General features: G+C 67.4%; 18 protein-coding genes. 11 read left to right on the plus strand and 7 right to left on the minus strand.

Annotation, left to right across the window (positions count from 1 at the left end; translation table 11 throughout):
- Nucleotides 1–768: electron transfer flavoprotein subunit alpha/FixB family protein (locus C451_RS08610; RefSeq protein ID WP_007739747.1), on the plus strand; the 768-nt coding region annotated here is incomplete at its 5' end.
- A 16-nt stretch (nt 769–784) separates the two neighbouring features.
- On the opposite strand, the gene C451_RS08615 is transcribed toward C451_RS08610, so the two are convergent.
- On the minus strand, nt 785–1,834 hold the full coding sequence (locus tag C451_RS08615; protein WP_007739748.1) for a phytoene/squalene synthase family protein: 1,050 nt from the start codon (nt 1,832–1,834) through the stop codon (nt 785–787).
- Nucleotides 1,835–1,971: 137 nt separating this feature from the next.
- Here C451_RS08615 and C451_RS08620 point away from each other — a divergent pair, with 137 nt between their 5' ends.
- Nucleotides 1,972–2,814, plus strand: a complete 843-nt coding sequence (locus C451_RS08620) for a polyprenyl synthetase family protein (protein ID WP_007739749.1) — start codon at nt 1,972–1,974, stop codon at nt 2,812–2,814.
- 108 nt (nt 2,815–2,922) lie between these two features.
- Here C451_RS08620 and C451_RS08625 read toward each other — a convergent pair whose 3' ends face one another.
- A complete protein-coding gene (locus tag C451_RS08625; RefSeq protein ID WP_007739750.1) occupies nt 2,923–3,378 on the minus strand; it encodes a 30S ribosomal protein S19e in 456 nt (151 codons plus the stop codon).
- 61 nt (nt 3,379–3,439) lie between these two features.
- Entirely contained in the window at nt 3,440–4,459 is a 1,020-nt protein-coding gene (locus tag C451_RS08630) for a lysylphosphatidylglycerol synthase transmembrane domain-containing protein (protein ID WP_007739751.1), read from the minus strand.
- A 102-nt stretch (nt 4,460–4,561) separates the two neighbouring features.
- Between C451_RS08630 and thiL the strand changes: the two genes are divergently transcribed.
- Entirely contained in the window at nt 4,562–5,431 is an 870-nt protein-coding gene (gene thiL / locus C451_RS08635) for a thiamine-phosphate kinase (protein ID WP_007739752.1), read from the plus strand.
- A gap of 244 nt (nt 5,432–5,675) precedes the next feature.
- Here thiL and C451_RS08640 read toward each other — a convergent pair whose 3' ends face one another.
- Nucleotides 5,676–6,266, minus strand: a complete 591-nt coding sequence (locus tag C451_RS08640; RefSeq protein ID WP_007739756.1) for a hypothetical protein — start codon at nt 6,264–6,266, stop codon at nt 5,676–5,678.
- Nucleotides 6,267–6,371: 105 nt separating this feature from the next.
- On the opposite strand from C451_RS08640, the gene C451_RS08645 reads away from it, so the two are divergent.
- The 5 genes from C451_RS08645 (at nt 6,372) to C451_RS08665 (ending at nt 10,976) form a co-directional block, all read left to right on the plus strand.
- Nucleotides 6,372–6,953 (plus strand): biotin transporter BioY, encoded by a 582-nt coding sequence (locus C451_RS08645; protein WP_007739758.1) that lies wholly within the window; start codon nt 6,372–6,374, stop codon nt 6,951–6,953.
- Nucleotides 6,950–7,663: an energy-coupling factor ABC transporter ATP-binding protein gene (locus C451_RS08650; protein WP_007739763.1), complete on the plus strand. Its 714-nt coding sequence runs from the start codon at nt 6,950–6,952 to the stop codon at nt 7,661–7,663. Before C451_RS08645 ends, C451_RS08650 begins: the two co-directional genes overlap by 4 nt.
- On the plus strand, nt 7,657–8,361 hold the full coding sequence (locus C451_RS08655; protein ID WP_007739765.1) for an energy-coupling factor transporter transmembrane component T family protein: 705 nt from the start codon (nt 7,657–7,659) through the stop codon (nt 8,359–8,361). The genes C451_RS08650 and C451_RS08655 overlap by 7 nt, the downstream gene beginning before the upstream one ends.
- 52 nt (nt 8,362–8,413) lie before the next feature.
- Nucleotides 8,414–8,728 carry a hypothetical protein gene (locus C451_RS08660; protein ID WP_007739768.1) on the plus strand — a complete coding sequence of 105 codons (315 nt, stop codon included), beginning with the start codon at nt 8,414–8,416 and terminating at the stop codon, nt 8,726–8,728.
- A 91-nt stretch (nt 8,729–8,819) separates the two neighbouring features.
- A complete protein-coding gene (locus C451_RS08665; protein WP_007739770.1) occupies nt 8,820–10,976 on the plus strand; it encodes a heterodisulfide reductase-related iron-sulfur binding cluster in 2,157 nt (718 codons plus the stop codon).
- A gap of 21 nt (nt 10,977–10,997) precedes the next feature.
- On the opposite strand, the gene C451_RS08670 is transcribed toward C451_RS08665, so the two are convergent.
- Nucleotides 10,998–11,525, minus strand: coding sequence for a DedA family protein (locus C451_RS08670; protein WP_007739771.1), 528 nt, complete (start codon nt 11,523–11,525; stop codon nt 10,998–11,000).
- A gap of 80 nt (nt 11,526–11,605) precedes the next feature.
- Here C451_RS08670 and hemB point away from each other — a divergent pair, with 80 nt between their 5' ends.
- Together hemB and C451_RS08680 are read left to right on the plus strand one after the other, a co-directional pair.
- Nucleotides 11,606–12,634, plus strand: a complete 1,029-nt coding sequence (hemB, locus tag C451_RS08675; RefSeq protein ID WP_007739772.1) for a porphobilinogen synthase — start codon at nt 11,606–11,608, stop codon at nt 12,632–12,634.
- An 82-nt stretch (nt 12,635–12,716) separates the two neighbouring features.
- Complete coding sequence (locus C451_RS08680; protein WP_007739773.1) at nt 12,717–13,805, plus strand: geranylgeranyl reductase family protein; 1,089 nt, start codon at nt 12,717–12,719, stop codon at nt 13,803–13,805.
- Here C451_RS08680 and ygfZ read toward each other — a convergent pair.
- A complete protein-coding gene (ygfZ, locus tag C451_RS08685; RefSeq protein WP_007739774.1) occupies nt 13,799–14,881 on the minus strand; it encodes a CAF17-like 4Fe-4S cluster assembly/insertion protein YgfZ in 1,083 nt (360 codons plus the stop codon). The two genes, C451_RS08680 and ygfZ, sit on opposite strands and share 7 nt — an antisense overlap.
- 37 nt (nt 14,882–14,918) lie before the next feature.
- The gene (locus C451_RS08690) at nt 14,919–15,212 is read right to left on the minus strand and encodes a DUF6432 family protein (RefSeq protein ID WP_007739776.1); all 294 of its coding nucleotides are present in this window, start codon (nt 15,210–15,212) and stop codon (nt 14,919–14,921) included.
- Between the two features lie 88 nt (nt 15,213–15,300).
- Here C451_RS08690 and C451_RS08695 point away from each other — a divergent pair.
- A partial coding sequence (locus C451_RS08695; RefSeq protein WP_007739777.1) for a DUF7093 family protein occupies nt 15,301–15,540 on the plus strand: 240 nt, incomplete at its 3' end.

A 15,540-nucleotide genomic window follows, 5' to 3' on the forward strand; every position in this document is an offset into this window, starting at 1 on the left:
GAGTTCAACCACGACGTCTACACGCAAACCGTCGAAGCGCTCTACGACGAACTGGCTCCGGAACTGCTCGTGCTTCCCAACACCGTCAATGGGCTCGACTACGCACCGGCTGTTGCTAACAGTCTGTCGCTCCCGCTGGTCACCGACGCCATCGACGTCGAGTACGGTGATACCCTCTCGGTCACCCGCGAGATGTACGGCTCGAAAGTCGAAACGGTCGTCGAAGTCGACGCCGATCGGGTGGCACTGACGATCCGCCCCGGCGAGTGGCCACCCGCCGAGGGTACTGGTGAGGCCGAAATCAGCCAGTTCGACGACTCGATCGACGAATCGGCCGTCCGATCGACGGTCACTGGCTTCCAAGAAGTCGGCGGCGGTGACGTCGACATCACTGACGCCGACGTGCTCGTGAGTGTCGGCCGCGGTATCGAGGAAGAGGAAAACATCGCGCTCGTCGAGGAATTAGCCGACACGCTCGGCGCGACGCTGTCGTCCTCGCGCCCGATCGTCGACAACGGCTGGCTCCCGAAAAACCGACAGGTAGGACAATCCGGGAAAGTCGTGACGCCCGACGTCTACATTGCCATCGGGATCTCGGGGGCCGTCCAGCACGTCGCCGGCATGAAGGGTGCCGACACCATCGTCGCCATCAACACCGACGCGAGCGCTCCCATCTACGATCTCGCCGACTACGGCGTCGTCGACGACCTCTTCGACGTCGTTCCCGCCCTCATCGAAGCCTTCGGCGGCGAACCGCCCGCGCTCTGAGGCGAGTTCTTCTTTTTCAGGATTCGGCCACCGCGAGATCGTACGGCTGCGCTTCGATCTCCGTCCGCAGCCGTTCGAGCGGCGGGTTGTCGTCGGTAGCGAACTGACCCACGATCGCGAGCACTTCCGCACGAGAGATCTTCACCCCGCCCTCGCGGAGCACGTCCTCGGCGCGGGCGTCGAGTTCGCGCAGTGTTCCGATCGCGAGCAGATACGGCACCGCCCACGCCGCGAGCGTGTTGCCGTTCGTCTCGGGTGCGGCGGCGAGATAGCGCCGTGCGTCGTCGGCGTAGCTCTCCGCTCGATCGGTGACGCGGCGGATGACGCGCGCGACCGACTGTGTGTTCGACGGCTCACAGACGTTTTCCGGGTCGACGTCCTCGGCGCGGAGCCACTCCATCGGGAGATAGACGTTGTTCTCCTCGCGATAGTCGTCGCTGACGTCCTTCGCGACGTTCACCAGCTGGAGGAGCAACGAGAACGAACGGTCGGTCTCACGGAGTTTGCGGGTTCGTTCGGGGCCGGCATCGCGGGCGAGGAGGTTCGTGACGAGCGTGCCGACCGTCCCGGCGGCGTACCAGCAGTATTCCTCCAGTTCCTCGATCGTCTCGATCCGAAGGCCGTCGGTGTCGGCGTGGCGCTCGACGAACAGCGCCATCCCGGAGACGAGCTCGCGGATGGGATCGAGCACTGCGGCGCGCGCGTCGGGTGCGAGCGATTCGAACGCCCGGAGCACCCGCGGTGCGTTGGCGACGACGCGCCAATCCTCGCCGCCGTCGTCGGGGAGCCAGGGCTCGACGGCGTGCTCGAACGCCTCGATCGTGTGGTCGTCGTCCGGATCGAGCACGCGATCGTAGTCGCGAAGCAGCGTACTCTGGACGTTCGGCGGGATGTGGCCGGCGTCCTCGATCGTGTCCGCGATCCGGCAGAGCAGGTAGCTGACACAGATCTGCGTCGCCATCGGCTCGTCGAGCAGATCGACGGTGATGGCGAAGGTGCGCGAAGTGCCGTCGAGCGCGTCGTGACACCACTCGCGCTCGGAACCGGTCGGTGTATCAGCAATCATCGTTGTTGATAGGCGTCTGAACTACAAAAGCTCTGAGAAATACGAACCATACGTTCAGGAGTGACACGGCATATCGGCAGCGAGGGATCGATGGCGGGACCGTCACCTACTTTCACGCGCCGACCCAACATCGGACGATGGACGATCTCGAACGCCGGCGGGCGCTCGTCGAGGACCGCCTCGAAGCCGTCTGCGAGGTGGTCGAACCCGACACGCTCGGCGCGCGGATCGCCCACGTCGCGCTCTCGGGCGGCAAGCGCGTCCGCCCGACGGTCACGATGCTGGCCTGCGAGGCCGCCGGCGGCGATAGCGAGGCGGCGGTCGATTTCGCGGTCGGCATCGAACTCGTCCACAGCGCGTCGCTGGTCGTCGACGACATCATCGACGATTCGGCCGTCCGCCGGGGGACCGACAGCGCGTGGGCATCGTTCGGCTACGGCCCGGCGCTCATCACCTCGGACGGCCTGCTCGGCGAGGCGTTCGCGCTGTTCGCCACCGACGAACGGGCGATGGAGGTCGTCAGCGAGGCGCTGGTCGAACTCGGTGAGGGCGAAGCGACCGAACTCGTCGACCACCCGACGGCCGAGGACGAGTACATGGAACTAGCGCGCCGGAAGACGGGCGCGCTCTTTCGCGCGGCCGCGGAACTGGGCGCGGTGGCGGCCGACGCCGACGCGCGCACCGTCGAGGCGTTCGGCGAGTACGCCGAGGGAGTGGGTGTCGCCTTCCAGATCCGCGACGACGTGCTCGACGCGACCGCCGACGCCGACGAACTCGGCAAACCGACCGGCCAGGACAGCGCGATGGAGCGGCCGTCGTTCGTCGAGATCACCGATCTCACGCCCGCTGAAGGGACCGATCGCGCACGCCGAAAGGCCGACGCGGCGCTATCGGCACTCGATTCCGTCGAGCTGGCCGACGAACAGGCCGCGGGCTATCTCCGTGATCTCGCGGAGTTCGTCGTCGAGCGCGAGCGCTGATACTGTCGGGCAGATGTCTTCGAAGAACGGGTTTCGGAACCACGCTTTGGCGATCGGCTGTTCGTGTCAGGAGATTCCGATCGGCCCCGTCCGACAGTACGAGAAAGTTCAGGCGTAGCGTTCGAGTTCCGGACGATCGAGGTCGGCGAGCACGTCGCCGGCGGTCTCGTCGAGCAGGCTACGACCCTCGGGCGTGACCCGTCGCCCCTCACCTTCGGCGGTCTCGACCAGTCCCTCTTCTTCAAGCTGCTGGAGCGCGGTACGGATGATCTTCCCGCTGCCCTCGGTGGATTTCGTCGGAGCGACCGTGTACCGATTCGAGCCACCCTTCGAGCCGCCGTAGGCGGTCGTGAGCCGGTCGACACCGATCTCGCCGTCGATGGCGACGCGCCGGAGGAGGCTCGCGGCGCGGGTGCGCCAGAAGTCGTCCTGTTCGGGCGGGAGTTCGCGACTCATGCCGGTCTTGGCGAACCGTGCCCAGTCGGGTTCGTCGACCGAATCGGGGAGCTCCGCGGCGACGGCCGCGATGAGCTCGTTCGCCGGAACGTCGTAGAGAGTTGCCATGCTTCCAAAACGCTCGGCGCGGGGTTTAAACGCGTCGTTAGCGTTCGACCGCCGGTCCGTGTCACCGGTCGGCGAGCACTGCGGCGGTGGCCCCGCCAACGACCGTCGGCAGCGCGTAGGTCGCTCCGCGATGGATGAGGACGGCCGCAAGAACCGTCGCCGCCGGAATGCTGCCGGTCGTCGCGGTCACGAGCGCACCGAGGACCGCCTCGACGCCGCCCAAACCACCCGGAAGCGGCGTGACACCGGCCATCGCGCCCGCAGGAATCGCCACGAGCACGACCGCCGCCGGGACGGTATGGCCGAGCGCGAACAGCGAGAGCCAGAGAGACGTGGCGAGACCGATCCAGCCAGCGGCCGAAAAACAGAGCGCGAGCAGCAGTCCCCGCGGGTTGGTGCCGACGCGCTCGACGGCGGTGAAGAAGCCCTCGATGCGGCGTTCGAGCCCCGCGCGACTCGGCGGCGAGAGCCCCGGGACGAACCCACCGACTCGTCTGGCGAGCGGGGTCAACGTGTCGACGGCGACGCGCTCGACACGATAGCGGTTCGTCCAGCCGAAGTAGACGGCGAAGAGCAGCGCGATCGCGAAACCGACGACGACGGCCGAGACGAGCAGGAGGTTCTCGCCGAAGGTGATTCTCGTCGTGAAGTAACCCAATCCGATCAGCGCGAGCACGATCGAGGGGACGAAGTTGAGCGCGTCGACGCTGGCGATCGCCGCCAGCCCGGTCTCGTACTCGCTGTCGGAGGCCCGCGAGACCAGCAGCGCGCTCACCGGTTCGCCACCGGCCTGGCCGAACGGCGTGACGTTGTTGGCGAAGGTCGCGCCCGCGAAGACGAGCACGGCGACCGGGGCCGTGATCGGCGCGCCGAGCACACCCAACACCGTGCGCAGCGAGAGTCCCCAGGCCGTGAGCCAGCAGATCGCGACAGCGATCACGACGAAGATCACCGAGGGGTCGGCCAGCGACAGCGCACCGAGGATGTCCTCGATACCGACGAGCAACGAGAGAGCGGCGAGAGCGACGAGCGCGCCCGCGAAACCGACGAGCGTCGCTCTGAGGTTTCCGCCGCGTGTCATATCCGCCGAAAGACCGACCGTGGCATGAACCCTCCGGAACGCCCGCCGTCGGTCCCTCGGGCAAACCGGACCGGTTTTGGTCGCCGCCCCGTCATCCGGGGCATGGACGAACGGGCGGCGCTCGCGCTGCTCTCGGGGCGCGTCGCGGGAGCCGGTGACGACTGTGCGGTCTTCGACGGGTCGCTGCTCACGACGGACATGCTCCACGAGACGACCGACTTCCCCGACGGCACCACCAGATACACGGCCGGCTGGCGAGCGGTCGCGGCCTCGCTCTCGGACGTGGCGGCGATGGGCGGGGCGGCCAGCGCGGCGGTCGCGGTCTACGCCGCCCCCGCGTTCGACGAGGACGAGTTGACGGCGTTCGTCGAGGGAGCCAGCGACGTCTGTGAGTCGGTCGCTGCCGAGTACGTCGGCGGCGATCTCGACACCCACGAGGAGTTCACCGCGGCGACGACGGTGCTCGGGCGGGCCGACGATCCGGTTCTCCGCTCGGGCGCAAGCCCCGGCGAGGCGATCTGTGTCACCGGCACGCTCGGGCGGAGCGCGGCGGCACTCGGGCTGTTCGAGCGCGGCGACGACGCGCGCGCGAACGAACTATTCCGCTTCAGCCCACGGGTCGCAGCGGGGCAGTCCATCGGAAAGTATGCAACCGCGATGATGGACAGCAGCGACGGGCTCGCGCGCTCGCTGCACCAGTTGGCCGACGCGAGCGAGTGCGGAATGAGCGTTTCAGAGACGCTCCCGATCGACGAATCCGTCACGGAAGTCGCCGACGATCCCGGCGAGGCTCACGAACTCGGCGTGTTCTTCGGCGAGGATTTCGAGCTGGTCTTCACGGTTTCCGAGGACGATCTCGAAACGGTCCGCGAGGGCTCGCCCGTGGCCGTCACGCGTATCGGGTCGGTCGTCGAGGACGGTGTCACGCTCGACGGGGACCCCCTCCCCGACCGCGGGTTCACTCACGGGTAGGCCCGAGGCGGTAGCTGGCGCAACGGTCGCAGCCGCCGGCTGCGGTCGGCGGTGCAGTTGCGGTGTGGGCCTGGCGGATGAAGGGCGAGGTACGCAAGCGACCACAGGGAGCGAGTAGCGAACGAAGTGAGCGCGGTTCACCGCGAACGAGGCTGGAGGCCGAGTGAGCGGGAAGTTTTTAGCGTAGCTTTTTGCGAGGGGTTGAGCGAGCCGAAGGCGAGCGATGCCCCGAAGTAAAAAGGTACTATAGCGAAAGCTCGTTCTCCATCCCTTCGGTCGCCTCGTCGAGCCCGTCGCGGGTGACGTCGTCGGTGTGGCTGGCGAGGTCGGTGTCGAGATAGATTTCGTCGAAGGCTTCGCGGAAGCGATCGCCGACGGCGCGGCGGGCGGCCTGCGTCTCGGCGACACGGCGGTAGCGCTCGACGGTTTCGGGGCTGGTGTCGAGGTCGGCGGCGACCGTCGCGACGTCGGTGTCGGCGAGGCGCTCGCGGAGCTCGCTCAGTTCGATCGGGCCGTCGGTCTCGCGCTCGCGGACGAGGTGGAGCGCGAGGCGGGTGCGTTCGACGGTTTCGGGGCTGGTGTCGAGCGATTCGGCGATGGACTCGTCGTCCGCGCCCGCGTAGAACGCTGCGACGAGATCGACGCGCTGGGCGTCGTCGAGGCTCGTCGGGAGGTCGTAGCGATCGCCCATCGCCGCGACGACGTCCGCGGTGCGTTCCTCGGTGGAGCCGTCGCGCGTGAGCGAGCCGCGCACGTCTTCCTGATGTTCGGTCACGGTCGACTCCTCGGTGACGTCGATGAAGATGTCGCGTAGCGATTCCGTTTTCTCGTCCATCGGTGTGGGACCGAACTGTCGGCGAGCTATCGGTAAAAGCCTGCCGCCGGCAACAGCGCGTTCGTCAACCGATCATATTATGTGGGTTGACGGAAGGGTGGATGTATGAGCATCGAGAACACCGACACCGAGCTCGTCGGCGACGAAGTGGTGGGCAACCTCGCCCGTGCAGCACTGTTCGCCGCTCTGACCGGCGCGTTCGCCTACGTGAGTTTTCCGAACCCGATCTCGCCCGCACCGGTGACGCTGCAAGTCCTCGGCGTCTTCCTGTCCGGGATCTTCCTCGGGCCGCTGTGGGGCGGCGTGGCTTGCGGGCTGTATCTACTCGCGGGCGCGCTCGGCGCGCCGATCTTCGCCGGTGGGGCGGCGGGGATGGGCGTTCTGGTCGGCCCGACGGCCGGCTATCTGCTCTCCTACCCGCTCGCGGCGGCCGTCATCGGCGGCATCGTCCACGGCGGTCGCACACCAGTCGAACCGGGAACAGTGGGACTCGTCCGGCTGGTCGGCGGGCTGGCGCTCGGCACGGGCGTGATCTACACGATCGGCGTGGCCGGGATGATGATCGTCCAGAACCTGGGGCCCGTCGAGGCGTTTCTCGTCGGCGCGGCGGTGTTCGTCCCGGCCGAGCTGCTGAAGATCGCCGCCGCCGTCGGCATCGTCCGCAGCGACGTGATGACCGCCGCATGATCGAGACGCGTGGGTTGACCTTTCGGTACGGGAGCGACGAATCGGGCCCTCCGGCCGTCGACGACGTCTCGCTCACGATCCGGGATGGCTCGTTCGTCGTGCTCGCCGGCCCGAACGGGTCGGGCAAGTCGACGCTCGTCCGGCAGTTCAACGGGCTGCTCGATCCCGATGCGGGGAGCGTGTCGGTGAACGACCAACCTGTCGACGAGAACGTCGTGGCCGCCCGGACGGCCGTGGCGATGACGTTCCAGGATCCCCGTGACGGGTTCGTCGCCGCGACGGTGGCCGCCGACGTCGCCTTCGGGCCGGAGAACCTCGGGCTCGCGAGGAGGGAGATCGACGAGCGTGTCGCGGGCGCGCTCGCGGCGGTACGAATGGACGGGCGCGGTGACGAGCGCATCGACCGACTCTCGGGCGGTGAGCAGGCACGCGTCGCCATCGCTGGCGCGCTCGCGATGGGGCCCGACCATCTCGTGCTCGACGAGCCGTTCGCCGGACTCGATCAGCCGGCGCGCCAGTCGGTGCTCTCGCGGCTGGATGCGCTCGGCGACGCGGGAACGGGGATCGTCGTCGTCACGCACGACCTGCGGGACGTGCTCGCGCTCGCCGACCGCGTGCTCGTCATGAACGAGGGGCGTGTAGCGCTCGATACGGATCCCGAACGCGCACGCGAACAGCTGTCGGGCCTCGCCGTTCGCGCGCCGTGTTGAGCTACGATCCTGGAGAATCGATCGCCCATCGACTCGACCCCCGGGCGAAACTCGCCGTACAGATCGGGTTCGCGCTCGCGGCGTTTGCCCACACCAGCCCGCGCGGGCTCGCGATCGGGACGGTGCTCGTGGGCGTCGTTCTCGTGGTCGCGGAGCTCCCCCCGCAGGTCGCCGTCTGGGAGGTCCGCTACGCGCTCCCGTTCGTCCTCGCCGGACCGTTGCTCGCCGCGTTCTCGCCGGCTCCACCGTGGATCGTGCCTACCGAGGCGATCGCGCCGGCGCTCGCGAGCTATCGCGTCCTGCTCGTGTTGGTCGTGAGCGTCGCGTACGTCAGGACGACGCCGGTACGCGACTCGCGGGCGGCCGTCCAGCGACTGCTGCCGGGGCGACTCGGGCGACTCTGTGGCGTCGGCGTGGCGCTCGTCTTCCGCTTTCTGCCGGTGGTGCTCGGCGATCTCTCGCGGGCGCGGGCGGCGATGCGGGCGCGTCTCGGGAGCGAGCGATCGCTCGCCGAACGGATGAAACTCGTCGCCATCGCGGGCATCCGCCGTGCGAACGGACGGGCCGACAGGCTCGCGGTGGCGCTCCGTGCCCGCTGTTTCGCCTGGAATCCGACGCTGCCGGCGCTACGGTTCGCCGCGCTCGACGGTCCCGCCCTCGCGTTCGCCTGCGCGCTGTTCGTCTGGGCGCTGCTGTGAGCGGGCGGGTTGCCGGCAGTAAACGTATAGCAACCGAGGGAAAAGGTGGGGCATGGTACTCACCGAATCGCAGTGGGACGCGGCCGAGCCGACACGGGACGTCCGTGCGCGCGTCGAGGAGATCCTCGAAGAAGACGGGCGAGCGTACTGCGTCGAGGACTTCTTCCGCGACGCCGGCCCGGAATCGGAGGGGTTCGAGCCGCTGGCGGCGCTCGTCGAGGCGCTCGACTGGCAGACGTCGAAGAGCCGCTCGAAACTGCTCGTCGAGATGGCGCTCGAGCGGCTCACCGCCGACGAAGTGGTCGAGAAACGCGTTCGCCAGGAGGACGACGCGCCGGTCGCGTACTACCGAACGACGGAAGAGTGAACGGAACATCGGTTTCCCCGTTCCCGCCCGACAGCAGACGGTGTGCGTTGGCAAGACTTAACCCGGCCGCCCGACACTCCAACGATAATCAATGACACTCGTGCTGCAGGCCGGTGAAACCATCACCCGGGAGACCTTCTGGCGGATCGGCCCAATCGGGAAGGCGCTGTTCTACTTCCTGGCCTTCCTGGCGATCGCGATACTGCTCTACGGAGTCTACGATCGATTCGCCGGCTATCTCCGTGGCACCGACGACGCCGTCGCCCGACTCGACGATCTGCCCGAACGAGTGGCGAGCGCCGTCAAGATCGTGCTCTCAAATGAGAAGCAGTTCAACCGCGATCTCTACGGCGGGCTGATGCACGCGTTCATCATGTGGGGCTTTCTCACCCTCCTGATCGGCACCACCATTCTGATGATCGACATGGACGGCTACCAGCTCGTCACCGGCCTTCTGGGCGAAAGCCAGTCCTTCTTCATCGGCGACTTCTATCTCTCCTACTCGCTGGTGATGGACGCGCTGGGGCTGCTGTTCGTCGTCGGCCTCGGGATGGCGATCTACCGGCGGTACGGCGTCCGCAACGAGCGACTCTGGGATCGACACACGAGCCTCGAGGACGGAGCGTTCGTCTGGACGCTGTTCCTCCTCGGCGTCGGCGGCTATCTCGTCGAGGGCGTGCGCATTCTCGCGACCGGCTTCCCCGACTTCGAGACGGTGAGCTTCGTCGGCTGGTTCGTCGCGCTCGTCTTCCAGGGCGCTGGCGTCTCCCAGGAGTTCGCGACCACGGTGTATCCGGCCGCGTGGTGGTCGCACTCGCTGCTCGCGCTCGGGTTCGTCGCCGCCGTGCCGTACGCCAAACCGTTCCACATGCTGTCGAGTTTCGCCAACGTCGTCACGCGCGACGAGAAATCGGGCGTCCGCCTCCCGAGAGTGCCGGCCGACGAAGCCCCCGACGAGATCGGTTATACTGAAGTGGAGGACATGTCCTGGAAACAGATGCTCGATCAGGACGCCTGTACCAAATGTGGCCGCTGTTCGTCGGTCTGCCCCGCCAAGGCGTCGGGCCGACCGCTCGATCCCCGGAACGTGATCCTCGATCTCAAGAAGTACCGCGAGTCGGTCGACGCCGGCGGCGAGACGAAGGAGATCGTCGCCGATGGCGGCGCGAGCGTCATCGATTCGCGCACGATGGAGTCCTGCATGTCCTGTATGGCCTGCATGGACGCCTGTCCCGTCGACATCGAGCACGTCCCGCAGTTCACCGAGATGAACCGCCGGCTGACCGAGATGGGCGAGATGGACGACAACGTCCAGGAGACGATGATGGACGTCTTCCAGCAGGGCAACTCGTTCGGCGAACCCGAGCGCAAGCGCCCGGACTGGGTCGAGGAGCTCGAGTTCGACGTGCCGGACGCGCGCGATGGCCCAGTCGAATATCTCTGGTACGTCGGCGACTACCCCTCCTACGACGAGCGCAACAGGCGCATCGCGCGCTCGATGGCGACGATCTTCGAGCACGCGGGCGTCGATTACGGCATCCTCTACGAGGACGAACAGAACGACGGCAACGACGTGCGACGAGTCGGCGAGGAGGGGCTCTACGAGATGCTCGCCGAGGACAACGCCGCCGCCTTCGACGACTGCGAGTTCGAGACGCTCGTCTGTACCGATCCCCACAGCTACAACACGTTCAAAAACGAGTATCCCGAGCTGGAGGGCGTCGAGTGGAATTCTGATGGAGAGATCGACGTCCACCACTATACGCAGGTCGTCCAAGAGCTCGCCGACACCGGTGCGCTCGATCTCTCGGGAACCGAACTCGATTACACCGTGACCTACCACGATCCCTGCCATCTCGGCCGGATGAACGACGAGTTCGAAGCGCCGCGCGATCTCGTCCGGCGCACGGGTGCGGATCTCCACGAGATGCCGCGAAACCGGGCGAACTCGTTCTGTTGTGGCGGCGGCGGTGGCGGGCTCTGGATGGACTTCGACGAGGAGCCCAAACCCAGCGAGGAACGCCTGCGCGAGGCGCTCGAAGACACCGACGCCGGAAACGAGATCGAGAAGTTCGTCGTCGCCTGCCCGATGTGCATGACGATGTACGAGGACGGCCGGAAGACGGGCGATTTCGAGGACCGCATCGAGATCGTCGGCCTCTCCGAGCTACTGGCCGAGGCGCTCGAAGCGGACACGGCAGCCGGAGCGACTGGGACGGGCGTGGACGCGGCCCCGGCGGACGACTGAGATCGTTTGCGGAAAGCAGTTTCAGAACGCGACTTCGATGACGCCGAGCGAGATCGCCGCGAGCGCCGACTCGAAGATCACGGTGCCGATCGCCGAGAGGACGACGAACTTCCGGGTGCTCATCTCGGCGAAGCCGGCGGGCACGGTGAGCATCCCGCGGGTGAACAGGAGGGCGTTGCTCACCGGTACGACGACGGGGCCCCAGCGCTCGAACCAGCCGTCGAAGCGGTCGAGAGTGGATTCGCTGACCCGGAACCAGCGCTTTTCGAGCAGCCACTCGCGGCCGCCGCGCTTGGCGAGCACGAACAGGCCGACCTGTCCGACGGTCGCGCCGAGCACGGCGACGCCGATGATCGTCGCGATGCTCGGCACCGAGTGGCCGAGCAGGCCGATCGAGACGGGGACGATGGCCTCGCTCGGCATGAAGTACATCAGCATGGCTCCTTCGAGGACGAACACGCCGAAGAGCGCGACGAGGGCGTACTCGGAGTCGAGTAGGTCACGGAGATAGGGGGGCATCTCGGCGACTTGGAGGACCGGAACGGCCATCAACCGGGGCTACTCCGCAGGCTCCTAAATCGTTTGCGTCATGCCGCGGGTGTTTTGCCGCTCGCGGGCGGAGTGAACACATGGATCTCACGCATCGCCCGCGACGGCTCCGCCGGGACGGGCTCCGCGATCTCGTGAGCGAAACGGCGTTGCAGGCGAGCGATCTCATCGCGCCGATGTTCGTCGACGCCACGACCGACGAACGCGAGCCGATCGAGTCGATGCCGGGCCACGAGCGCGTGCCCGTGAGCGAGGCGGTCGCGCGCGTCGAGGAGATCGAGGCGACGGGCGTCGAATCGGTGATCCTGTTCGGCATCCCCGAGTCGAAGGATTCGCGCGGGACGCGCGCGTGGGCCGAGGACGGCGTCGTCCAGCGCGCGCTCCGGCGCATCACCGACGAAACCGACGTGTTCGCGATCACCGACGTCTGTCTCTGCGAGTACACCGATCACGGCCACTGCGGCGTGCTCGACGACGGCGCACGTGAGCGCTGGGAGCGTGCGGAAACCGACGGCGGCGTAGCGACGAGCGAACGGGAAACGAGCCTCACGGTTGACAACGACGAAACACTGGAGTTACTCGGGAAGATCGCCGAGAGCCACGCCGCAGCGGGGGCGGACATGGTCGCTCCGAGCAGTGCCACCGATGGGATGGTCGGTGCGATCCGGGAGACGCTCGACGGGGCGGGCCACACCGACGTACCGATCATGAGCTACGCCGCCAAATACGAGAGCGCGTTCTACGGACCCTTTCGGGATGCCGCCGACGGCGCGCCGGCCTTCGGCGATCGCCGCCACTACCAGATGGACCCCGCGAACGCCGACGAGGCGCTCCGGGAGGTCGATCTGGACGTCGAGCAGGGTGCGGACGTACTGATGGTCAAACCGGCACTCCCCTACCTCGATGTCGTCCAGCGAGTCGACGAACGGACCGACCAGCCCGTGGCGGCCTACAACGTCTCCGGCGAGTACGCGATGTTGCAGGCCGCGGCCGAGAAGGGCTGGCTCGACATCGACGCCGTGGCTCGCGAGTCGCTGCTGTCGATCAAGCGCGCCGGCGCGGACCTGATCCTGACCTACTTCGCCGAGGATGTCGCCGAGTCGCTCTGAGGGATGCGATCGGATCGGTGGGGAGGTTGGGTCACGGGGTCGAGAAAGAAGATACTTGACCGACGGCGGGTAGATCTACTCGATGTACGATTTCGTCGTCGTGGGGGCCGGACCCGCCGGCTCGCGCTTCTCACGACAGGCCGCGCGGGCGGGCCACGACGTGCTCTGTCTCGAACGCGGCGAGGTGGGACGCCCGCTCGCCTGCTCGGGCCACGTCAGCACCGATATCTGGAACTTCACGCCCGAGGGCGCGCGCGACGAGCTGTTGCAGAACGAGGTTTCGGGGGCACGCTTTCACGTCGGCGGTCCCGGAAGCGAGAGCCACCTGTTCTACAAGGACGAGACCATCTCGAACGTCATCGACAGGGTCGGTCTGGATCGCACGCTCGCGCGCGCGGCCCGCGAAGCGGGTGCCGATCTCCGGGAGAACCACAGCGTCGTCGGGCTCGACGAGGACACCGACGGCGTGACGGTTCGAATGCGCACGCCCAACGGCACCGAGACCGTCCGCACGCGGATGGTCGCCGGCTGTGACGGGCCGGTCTCGCGGGTGCGGCGCGAACTCGGGATGCCCGAACCGGGCGAGAAACTCCAGGGCATCCTCGCCTTTTCGGAAGAACGCGATCCGGGCTCACACGTCGACGTCCACCTCACGGTGCCCGAATTTTTCGCCTGGCGCATCCCCAGAGGCGACGCCGGCGTCGAGTACGGGCTCGGAGCTGCGCCGGGCGAGAACGCGACCGACCTGTTCGACCGATTCCTCGACGCGTACGGCGTCGAGACGGGCGAGACCTGCGCCGGAATGATCCCGATCGGGCCGGCCGAGCGCGTCACGAGCGATCGAGCCTTCCTCGTCGGCGACGCCGCCGCCCAGACAAAACCGTTCACCGGCGGCGGCATCCTCTACGGGATGACCGCCGCCGATCACGCCGCCCGCGAGATCGACCCCCGGAGTCCCGATACGCTCGGCGAATACGAACGGGCCTGGCGCTCGGATCTCGTGCGCGAGATCCGCCTCGGCCACTGGGTTCGCCGGGCATATTCGCTGCCCGATACCGTCCAGCGGGCAGGACTGTCGGCACTGTCGGGGAAGATCGGCGTCCACATGGACAAACCCTCCACGCTGTTCTCGCCGGAGAGCCTCAAAACGCTGCTCTCGCGATCTCAGTAGTCGGGGAGTCGCGCCGACCGGTCGCTCCCGTCGACGAACGGGAGCGTCTCGACAGTCGCGGCACGTTCCTCGCCGTCGATCCGGACCGTCAGTTCGTCCGCATCGAGAGCGAACTCACAGAGCGCGAGCGCGATCGGTTTTTCGTGGACGGGACTCTCGACCGCGCGCGTCACCTCGCCGACGGTCCGATCCCCGTCGAAGACCGCCGCACCCGCTTCCGGGAGCGCCTCGGGCGCGAGTCCGACGAGGCGGCGGCTCGGCCGACCCTGGTTCTCGACGCGCGAGACGACCTCCTGACCGACGTAACAGCCCTTCTCGAAGTCGAGCGCGTTTCGCAGGCCGAGCACGTTCGGGATCCGCCCACGGAGTTCGCTCTCGAACAGCGGCGTTCCGGCTTCGAGCGTGAGCGCCTCCCACGTATCGTAGCCGAACGGCGCGGCGTTCAGCCCGTTGTTGATGAGCGTGTCGAACACCGATTCTGCCGCGTCGGCGTCGCAGACGACCGTGTATCCCTCCTCCCCGGTGAGCCCGTCGTCGCGGATCACCGTCACGCCGTCGTCGCCCATCGAGCCACGGACGAAGGCGAGTTTCGACTCGGGCGAGCTCGCGCCGTTGAGCACGCTCGCGATCTTTTCGGTTGCCTTCGGGCCGTAGACACCGAAGACGCCGAATGCCTCGGTCGCGACCGATATCTCGACGTCCTGGATGAACGTCTTTCCCGACCACTCCTCGGCGACCGCGGCGGCGCGCTCGGGGGGCGTGAACACAAGCAGGCGCTCGGCGGTGGTGTAGATGTAGAGGTCGGTCTCGATCTTGCCCTGTGGATCACAGAGAAGCGCGTAGCAGCCCGCTCCGTCCTCGCGGGGGACGCGGTTCGAGACGGCGTTGTCGACGAACTCGATCCGGTCCTCGCCGGCGACGGTGAGAACGCCGTAGCCCATCTCGACGACGCCGACGACGTTTCTGACGGCCAGATGGGTGCGATCGGGCCGGCCGTAGTGGGCGGCGACGCGGACCCCGCCCCGGTCCTCGAAGGTCGCGCCGTGGGACTCGTGAAGCGTTTCGACGAGCGTCATTGCCCACGATTGGGGCCGATCGCGGATAAGGCGTGTCTTACAGCCCGAAGCGCTCGCGGAGGCGGTCGAAGAACGTCGGCTCGTGGTTGTCCTCGTCGGGATCGGGCACCACTCGCTCGTCGGGCGTGATGTGTAAACGCCCGTCCTCGGTTTCGGTCTCGATGAGACCGTCGTCGTTGAGTGCGGCGAGTGCGTCCTCGAGTTCGTCGATACCGGTGTCGGCGTGCGAGCGGAGTTCGAACACCGTCAGCCCCTCCTGACGGTCGACCAGCGCGTCGAGGATGGCCACCTCGACGTCGCCGCGGTCGCGAAACTCGCGCTTTGCCCTCATGGAACGGGGTTCGTCCGGACCGGTCTTACGCTTATCCCTCGGCGGCTAACAATAGACTTTATTGCACGCGATGCGAAAGCACATCCCGATGGGAGTCAAGTGTTCGCTGCTCGGGCACGACTACGGCGAGAGCGAGATCGAGCGCGAGCGCGACGAGGAGGGCGACGAGGTCGTTCGGACGGCCAAACGGGTCGAGCGCTGTCGACAGTGCGGGCAGACGCGGACGATCTCCGAAAACACGGAAGTCACCACGCTCGAAGCCGCCGCCGGCGTGGTTCGTGAACCCGACGGCACGGTCGTCGCCGCGACCGACGAGGCGGCGATCACC

Origin of the sequence: Halococcus thailandensis JCM 13552 (assembly GCF_000336715.1) — an archaeon.
Classification (GTDB): domain Archaea; phylum Halobacteriota; class Halobacteria; order Halobacteriales; family Halococcaceae; genus Halococcus; species Halococcus thailandensis.

What these genes read in the sequence shown, in the direction of transcription:
- C451_RS08615 (WP_007739748.1), bottom strand. Translation starts at nt 1,834, where the DNA reads ATGATTGCTGATACACCGACCGGTTCCGAGCGCGAGTGGTGTCACGAC.
- C451_RS08620 (WP_007739749.1), top strand. Translation starts at nt 1,972, where the DNA reads ATGGACGATCTCGAACGCCGGCGGGCGCTCGTCGAGGACCGCCTCGAA.
- C451_RS08625 (WP_007739750.1), bottom strand. Translation starts at nt 3,378, where the DNA reads ATGGCAACTCTCTACGACGTTCCGGCGAACGAGCTCATCGCGGCCGTC.
- C451_RS08630 (WP_007739751.1), bottom strand. Translation starts at nt 4,459, where the DNA reads ATGACACGCGGCGGAAACCTCAGAGCGACGCTCGTCGGTTTCGCGGGC.
- thiL (WP_007739752.1), top strand. Translation starts at nt 4,562, where the DNA reads ATGGACGAACGGGCGGCGCTCGCGCTGCTCTCGGGGCGCGTCGCGGGA.
- C451_RS08640 (WP_007739756.1), bottom strand. Translation starts at nt 6,266, where the DNA reads ATGGACGAGAAAACGGAATCGCTACGCGACATCTTCATCGACGTCACC.
- C451_RS08645 (WP_007739758.1), top strand. Translation starts at nt 6,372, where the DNA reads ATGAGCATCGAGAACACCGACACCGAGCTCGTCGGCGACGAAGTGGTG.
- C451_RS08650 (WP_007739763.1), top strand. Translation starts at nt 6,950, where the DNA reads ATGATCGAGACGCGTGGGTTGACCTTTCGGTACGGGAGCGACGAATCG.
- C451_RS08660 (WP_007739768.1), top strand. Translation starts at nt 8,414, where the DNA reads ATGGTACTCACCGAATCGCAGTGGGACGCGGCCGAGCCGACACGGGAC.
- C451_RS08665 (WP_007739770.1), top strand. Translation starts at nt 8,820, where the DNA reads ATGACACTCGTGCTGCAGGCCGGTGAAACCATCACCCGGGAGACCTTC.
- C451_RS08670 (WP_007739771.1), bottom strand. Translation starts at nt 11,525, where the DNA reads ATGGCCGTTCCGGTCCTCCAAGTCGCCGAGATGCCCCCCTATCTCCGT.
- hemB (WP_007739772.1), top strand. Translation starts at nt 11,606, where the DNA reads ATGGATCTCACGCATCGCCCGCGACGGCTCCGCCGGGACGGGCTCCGC.
- C451_RS08680 (WP_007739773.1), top strand. Translation starts at nt 12,717, where the DNA reads ATGTACGATTTCGTCGTCGTGGGGGCCGGACCCGCCGGCTCGCGCTTC.
- ygfZ (WP_007739774.1), bottom strand. Translation starts at nt 14,881, where the DNA reads ATGACGCTCGTCGAAACGCTTCACGAGTCCCACGGCGCGACCTTCGAG.
- C451_RS08690 (WP_007739776.1), bottom strand. Translation starts at nt 15,212, where the DNA reads ATGAGGGCAAAGCGCGAGTTTCGCGACCGCGGCGACGTCGAGGTGGCC.